Annotated in this window: 5 protein-coding genes and 1 pseudogene; 3 read left to right on the top strand and 3 right to left on the bottom strand. The window is 49.4% G+C overall.

The genetic code is table 11. The features are described from left to right. A pseudogene (locus tag ACRCZA_RS05590) lies at positions 1-261 on the top strand (gamma-glutamyl-phosphate reductase); the annotation flags it as partial. A gap of 251 nt (positions 262-512) precedes the next feature. Here the strand turns inward: ACRCZA_RS05590 and ACRCZA_RS05585 are convergent. The 3 genes from ACRCZA_RS05585 to ACRCZA_RS05575 all read right to left on the bottom strand — a co-directional run bounded on the left by ACRCZA_RS05585 (position 513) and on the right by ACRCZA_RS05575 (position 2481). Then, positions 513-815 carry a hypothetical protein gene (locus ACRCZA_RS05585; protein ID WP_438673480.1) on the bottom strand — a complete coding sequence of 101 codons (303 nt, stop codon included), beginning with the start codon at positions 813-815 and terminating at the stop codon, positions 513-515. A 122-nt stretch (positions 816-937) separates the two neighbouring features. Then, positions 938-1414, bottom strand: coding sequence for a Cys-tRNA(Pro) deacylase (ybaK, locus tag ACRCZA_RS05580; RefSeq protein ID WP_438673479.1), 477 nt, complete (start codon positions 1412-1414; stop codon positions 938-940). 146 nt (positions 1415-1560) lie between these two features. Further along, on the bottom strand, positions 1561-2481 hold the full coding sequence (locus tag ACRCZA_RS05575; RefSeq protein WP_438673478.1) for a DMT family transporter: 921 nt from the start codon (positions 2479-2481) through the stop codon (positions 1561-1563). A gap of 302 nt (positions 2482-2783) precedes the next feature. On the opposite strand from ACRCZA_RS05575, the gene dnaK reads away from it, so the two are divergent. Both dnaK and dnaJ read left to right on the top strand, forming a co-directional pair. After that, positions 2784-4703, top strand: a complete 1920-nt coding sequence (dnaK, locus tag ACRCZA_RS05570) for a molecular chaperone DnaK (protein ID WP_438673477.1) — start codon at positions 2784-2786, stop codon at positions 4701-4703. Between the two features lie 109 nt (positions 4704-4812). Then, positions 4813-5943 (top strand): molecular chaperone DnaJ, encoded by a 1131-nt coding sequence (dnaJ, locus tag ACRCZA_RS05565; protein ID WP_438673476.1) that lies wholly within the window; start codon positions 4813-4815, stop codon positions 5941-5943. Positions 5944-6266: the final 323 nt, after the last annotated feature.

Here is a 6266-nt window from a genome sequence, read left to right as displayed (position 1 = left end):
CATATTCGCACTTATTCCAGTGGGCATTCGGAGGCGATTTTGACCGATGACATTCATGCGGCGGCGCATTTTATGAATCAAGTGAACTCTGCGGCCGTGTATGTGAATGCCAGTACCCGCTTTACCGATGGCGGCCAGTTTGGTTTAGGCGCTGAGGTGGCGGTGAGCACTCAAAAACTCCATGCCCGCGGCCCCATGGGACTCGAAGCTTTGACTACCTATAAATGGCTCGCCTGGGGAGATTATACCAGCCGCAGCTAATGGGGCGTCGGAGCTATCTCATTCCATTAAAGGCTATCTCATTCCATTAAAGGCTATTTAGTCCACTAAAGGTTATTTAATCTAATCCAGCCAATCACACCAGCCAATCATAATAGGGCCGTGTATGTATGTCATACACGGCCCTATTGTTACTCAGTCTAAGCGATAATGGGCTGACTAAGTCTCATCGGCAATGGGCGTTAAGTGGATGGCTCCTGCTGACCACTTAACAACCTTTGCCTCGTAGTGCATTAAATGATCAGCTGGGTATAGGTCGAGAGCAGCCAAAGACAGATAAAAATGACCGACATCGTAATGGTAAATTTTCGAAAGAGGCTGACGTACTCGAGGGTGTAAAAGAAGTATTTTTCTTGAACTCTATCGGTGAGAAATACCGAAGGCACCATAAAACAGCCGTAAAGCATGACGACCATGGTGGTAAAGCCGTTGCCCCAGAAATGTTCATATACCAACAGGGCGATGCATAACAGTATGGCAATCCAGCTTATCGGGGGGAGCCGGTATTCTGGCTCCCATAATCTTGACCTTTCCATGGGACTATCCCTAGCCTTGACCTAATTCATCTCATTTATAGTCTGCCTTGATGGCTTTTTCAAACAATTTATTAACAAGTGGCGTAATTGGTGATAGCCCTTAGCTTATCTGAGCGATTGGCTTATAAGGTTTTGATATCGGCGAAGCTGCCCCTGCAAAGCTCGGCCAAGTCATTAGCGTTAAGGCCCAGCTCTAAGCCACGCCGCCCCGCACTCACATAAATCTTGGCAACGTCTTGAGCGCTTTGGTCGATTAAGGTGGGTAACGATTTTTTTTGGCCTAAGGGACTGATACCGCCCACCAGATAGCCAGAGGATTTTTGAGCGAGTTCGGCATCGGCCATTTGCAGTTTTTTCTGGCCTAAACATTTGGCAACGGCCTTTAGATTTAATTGGTGATCCACCGGCACTAACGCAACTGCGAGGGGCGCATGGGCTTTATCCGTCGCCACTAATAAGGTCTTAAATACCTGCGCGCTTGGAAGGCCTAAGCTTTGGGCGGCTTCCTCACCGTAGGCGGCGCAGTGGGGATCGTGGCTGTATTCGAGGATCTCATAGGCAATTTTGGCTTTTTTGACCAGACGTACGGCAGGGGTCATAGGATCTTCCTTCTTAAAAGCCACGATCATAGCCGTTCAAGCGCGATAAAAATGTTAGCCGCTTCGGTTTTTTACGTCCTGAGCCCAGCCATAAGCTGCGCGCTTGCCTCGTTCGCCTATGGGCCTGCCGGTGTTTTAGCCCGGTTTTAATCAGCAAGTTCGGTTGTTGGGCGCGACTTGCTGGCGCGATATTTTGGCAAGAGTTGCTGCAACATCATTCCCGTTAAAATAAAACCAAGGCCAATATAGGTCGCCATGGCGATGGTTTCTTGCAGGATCCAAGCGATAAATCCTATCGACATCACTGGGGATAAAAACACGAGCGTGCTGATATTGGCGGCGCGTGAGGCGGTCTTGAGGGCCATCAACCAGAGCACAAAGGTAATGCCCATCTCAAATAAGCCGACATACATCCCCGCTAACAGCGCCTTTAGGCTAAAGCTTGGCAAGGTATCGGTGAGGATTAAGGTGAGGGTGATAAATGGCAGGCCAATGATAAAGCTTAATAATAAACTTACCACCGGATCGCCTTGATCTTTGGTGTTCACAATCCAATATAGGCACCAGAGTAGTGTGCTGGCCAGCGCCAGCCCAATACCCAGCGGGCTATCGAAACGAAAGCCGCTAACATCGCCGCCTGTAGCAATAATCAACACGCCGCTATAGGCAATCAGCGCGGCGGCAATATCACTTTTACGCAACTGCTGTTTCAGTAGCGGCGCGGCCAGTAGCGGCAATAATATCGCCCAGGTGTAATTGAGGGATAACGCTTGCTGGGCGGGCAACAATGAATAGGCCTTAAATAGCACCACATAGTAGAGGAAAGGGTTAAGTAGTCCGGTGACCAGATAAAACAGCGGTCTGCGGCCAAATTGCAGTTTGAGTAGCGCCAGTTTTTTTTGCCAAGCGAGTATGCCGCCAAGGGTGATAATAGAGGTGAGTACCGCCACGAAAACTAACTGCAAAGGGCTAAAATACCCCAAGGCAATTTTAAAGGCGGTGGCCACGGTCGCCCAAAGAAATACCGCTGCCATACCATACACATACGCAAGATTTGAAGACTGCACGCTGTTACCCTATTTAATACTGGCCTCAATGTGCGCAGATTGAATACCAGCTAGGGTTGAGAAGCAAGTCCAATTTGTTAGGGGAGGCGCTATCTGCACCGCCCCCTGCCAAGATAAATCAGAAAATTTTTTTATTGGCCCTTGTAATTAATTTCCCTGTCCCAATATAGGTGTTAAGGCAGAGAAGGCGGCCAGCGGTGGATGTAGTCAAATCGCACCGAGGACTTGATAAATAAAGCGTCCGGCCCCATATCAAAACCAACTTAACAAATTTGATTGAATAAAAATTTTCGGAGGACCTCATGGGTAAAATTATTGGTATCGACTTAGGCACAACAAACTCTTGTGTAGCTGTCCTCGATGGTGGCAAAGCACGCGTATTAGAGAATGCTGAAGGCGATCGCACCACCCCGTCAATCATCGCTTATACCGACGATGAGACCATCGTGGGTCAACCTGCAAAGCGTCAAGCGGTCACTAACCCTAATAACACATTCTTCGCGATTAAGCGTTTGATCGGTCGTCGTTTTAAAGATGACGAAGTTCAGCGTGACGTGAACATCATGCCATTCAAAATCATTGCAGCCGACAACGGCGATGCGTGGGTTGAATCACGTGGCAACAAAATGGCACCACCACAGGTTTCTGCTGAAATCTTGAAAAAGATGAAAAAGACCGCAGAAGACTTTTTAGGTGAAGAAGTGACCGAAGCGGTCATTACCGTACCGGCCTACTTTAACGACTCACAACGTCAAGCCACTAAAGATGCGGGTCGCATCGCAGGTTTGGATGTGAAACGTATTATCAACGAGCCAACCGCTGCGGCATTGGCTTACGGTATCGACAAAAAGCAAGGTGACAACATCGTTGCGGTGTACGACTTAGGTGGCGGTACGTTCGATATCTCTATTATCGAAATCGATAACAACGACGGCGACCAAACCTTCGAAGTATTGGCAACCAACGGTGATACCCACTTAGGTGGTGAAGACTTTGATAACCGTTTAATCAACTACTTAGCTGACGAATTCAAAAAAGAGCAAGGCTTAGATCTGCGTAAAGATCCATTAGCGATGCAACGTCTGAAAGAAGCGGCTGAAAAGGCAAAAATCGAGCTTTCAAGCACCAACCAGACCGAAGTTAACCTGCCATACATCACGGCAGATGCGACGGGTCCTAAGCACTTAGTGATCAAAATCACCCGTGCTAAGTTAGAGTCTCTGGTTGAAGACCTGATTATCCGTACCTTAGAGCCTTTAAAAGTGGCCCTCGCGGATGCGGACTTATCGGTAACCGACATCAACGAAGTGATTCTGGTCGGCGGTCAAACTCGTATGCCTAAAGTACAAGAAGCGGTGTCTAACTTCTTCGGCAAAGAGCCACGTAAAGACGTCAACCCAGACGAAGCGGTAGCCGTCGGTGCTGCGATTCAAGCGGGCGTATTGTCAGGCGACGTGAAAGACGTACTGCTGCTCGACGTTACGCCACTGTCTCTGGGTATCGAAACCATGGGCAGCGTGATGACCAAGCTGATTGAGAAAAACACCACTATTCCGACAAAGGCGCAGCAAGTGTTCTCAACTGCTGATGACAACCAAAGTGCTGTGACCATTCACGTACTGCAAGGTGAGCGTAAGCAAGCGAGCGCGAACAAGTCATTAGGTCAGTTCAACCTCGACGGTATTGAGCCAGCACCACGCGGCATGCCACAAATCGAAGTGATGTTTGACATCGACGCCGACGGTATCTTGCATGTGTCTGCTACCGACAAGAAAACCGGTAAAAAGCAAAACATCACCATCAAAGCCTCTTCTGGCTTAAGCGAAGAAGAAGTGGCACAAATGGTACGTGACGCGGAAGCCCACGCAGAAGAAGACAAAAAGTTTGAAGAGTTAGTGCAAACTCGTAACCAAGCTGACGGCTTAGTGCATGCCACTAAGAAACAAGTTGAAGAAGCGGGCGATGCGCTGCCAAGCGAAGACAAAGCGAAGATTGAAGCGGCAATGGCTGCGGTGGAAACCGCCGCGAAAGGCAATGACAAAGAAGCGATTGAAACCGCGACTCAAGCCTTAATCGAAGCCTCTGCCAAGCTGATGGAAATCGCTCAAGCTAAGTCTCAAGCTCAAGGCGGCCAAGATGCTGGCGCGAGCAAACAGTCTAACGCTGCTGCCGATGATGTTGTCGATGCTGAATTTGAAGAAGTGAAAGACGACAAGAAATAATGTTTTGTCTTCAATCAAATCGATTGATTTCAAATAGTTAATTTCTAGGCGGGCGTTACGGGGAAACCCTAACGCCCGTTCGTTCAACTTAAGCCAGAAGCACGAGATTATGTCAAAGCGAGATTATTACGAAGTATTAGGCGTAGGGCGCGACGCCAGCGAACGTGAAATTAAAAAGGCCTACAAACGTCTGGCCATGAAGTTTCACCCCGATCGCAACCCCGGCGATAAAAGCGCAGAGGCGAACTTTAAAGAAGTCAAAGAAGCCTACGAAATCCTCACCGATACCGACAAAAAAGCCGCCTACGATCAATTTGGCCATGCTGGCGTTGATCCTAATCGTGGCGGTGGTTACGGCGGCGGCCAAGGTGATTTTGGCGATATTTTCGGTGATGTCTTTGGCGATATTTTTGGGGGTGGACGTCGTGGCGGCCAGCGTCAAGCGGCCCGCGGCTCAGATTTACGCTACAACCTTGAGCTCTCTCTGGAAGAAGCAGTAAAAGGCCTCACCAAAGAATTGCGCATCCCGACACTGGCATCCTGCGATGTGTGTGACGGCAGCGGCGCTAAAAAAGGCACCTCGGCCACGACCTGTGGCACCTGTCATGGCCAAGGCCAAGTGCAAATGCGTCAAGGGTTCTTTGCGGTGCAGCAACCCTGTCCAACCTGTCATGGTCGCGGCAAGATCATCAAAGATCCTTGCACTAAGTGTCATGGCGATGGCCGGGTTGAAAAGAGTAAAACCCTCTCGGTTAAGATCCCTGCAGGCGTCGATACAGGCGATCGCATTCGCTTAGCCGGAGAAGGCGAAGCGGGCGAGTTTGGCGCGCCGCCGGGGGATTTATACGTGCAGGTCAGCGTGCGCGAGCACGGGATTTTTGTCCGCGATGGCAATAACCTTTACTGCGAAGTGCCGATTTCATTCAGTAAGGCTGCCTTAGGCGGCGAGATTGAAGTCCCAACCCTCGATGGTAAAGTGAGCCTGAAGATCCCCGCCGAAACCCAAACGGGCCGGATGTTCCGCCTGCGCGGTAAAGGGGTGAAATCAGTGCGTAGCCATGCCGTGGGCGACTTGCTCTGTAAAGTCGTGATGGAAACTCCAGTTAACTTAAACGATCGTCAAAAAGAATTGCTGCGCGAGTTTGAAGCCACCTTAACCGGTGAGTCGAAAAAACACAGCCCAAAGGCTGAGGGCTTTTTCGATGGCGTGAAAAAGTTCTTCCAAGATCTAAATAGCTAACGTAGTTTGGTGGCGCCGCGGTGATGTTAGCGGCGCGCTAGATGCATAAAGCCCTGCAGTGTTTAGCACTAGCGGGGCTTTTTTATGCTTGATTACATACTCAAATTTCAAACTCTGTCCGCTGTAATAAATTAAGCACTGTCATTCCAGTGACACGCAGCAAGTACGTCCTTGTATGCTCGACGACGGCATCCATGCCGTCAACGGTCACTTCCATGACAGTGCTTAATTCTTTTTAAGTCCTGCGTATACCTGATAAATGATATGCCTGTCGGTCTTTTTAGCTCGTCCCTAATTCGACTGACGCTATCTCGGCATCCATG

It is taken from the genome of Shewanella sp. (genome assembly GCF_051658185.1).
Taxonomy (GTDB): Bacteria; Pseudomonadota; Gammaproteobacteria; order Enterobacterales; family Shewanellaceae; genus Shewanella.
This window is presented reverse-complemented; position numbering and strand designations above follow the sequence as displayed.

What these genes read in the sequence shown, in the direction of transcription:
- ACRCZA_RS05585 (WP_438673480.1), bottom strand. Translation starts at nt 815, where the DNA reads ATGGAAAGGTCAAGATTATGGGAGCCAGAATACCGGCTCCCCCCGATA.
- ybaK (WP_438673479.1), bottom strand. Translation starts at nt 1,414, where the DNA reads ATGACCCCTGCCGTACGTCTGGTCAAAAAAGCCAAAATTGCCTATGAG.
- dnaK (WP_438673477.1), top strand. Translation starts at nt 2,784, where the DNA reads ATGGGTAAAATTATTGGTATCGACTTAGGCACAACAAACTCTTGTGTA.
- dnaJ (WP_438673476.1), top strand. Translation starts at nt 4,813, where the DNA reads ATGTCAAAGCGAGATTATTACGAAGTATTAGGCGTAGGGCGCGACGCC.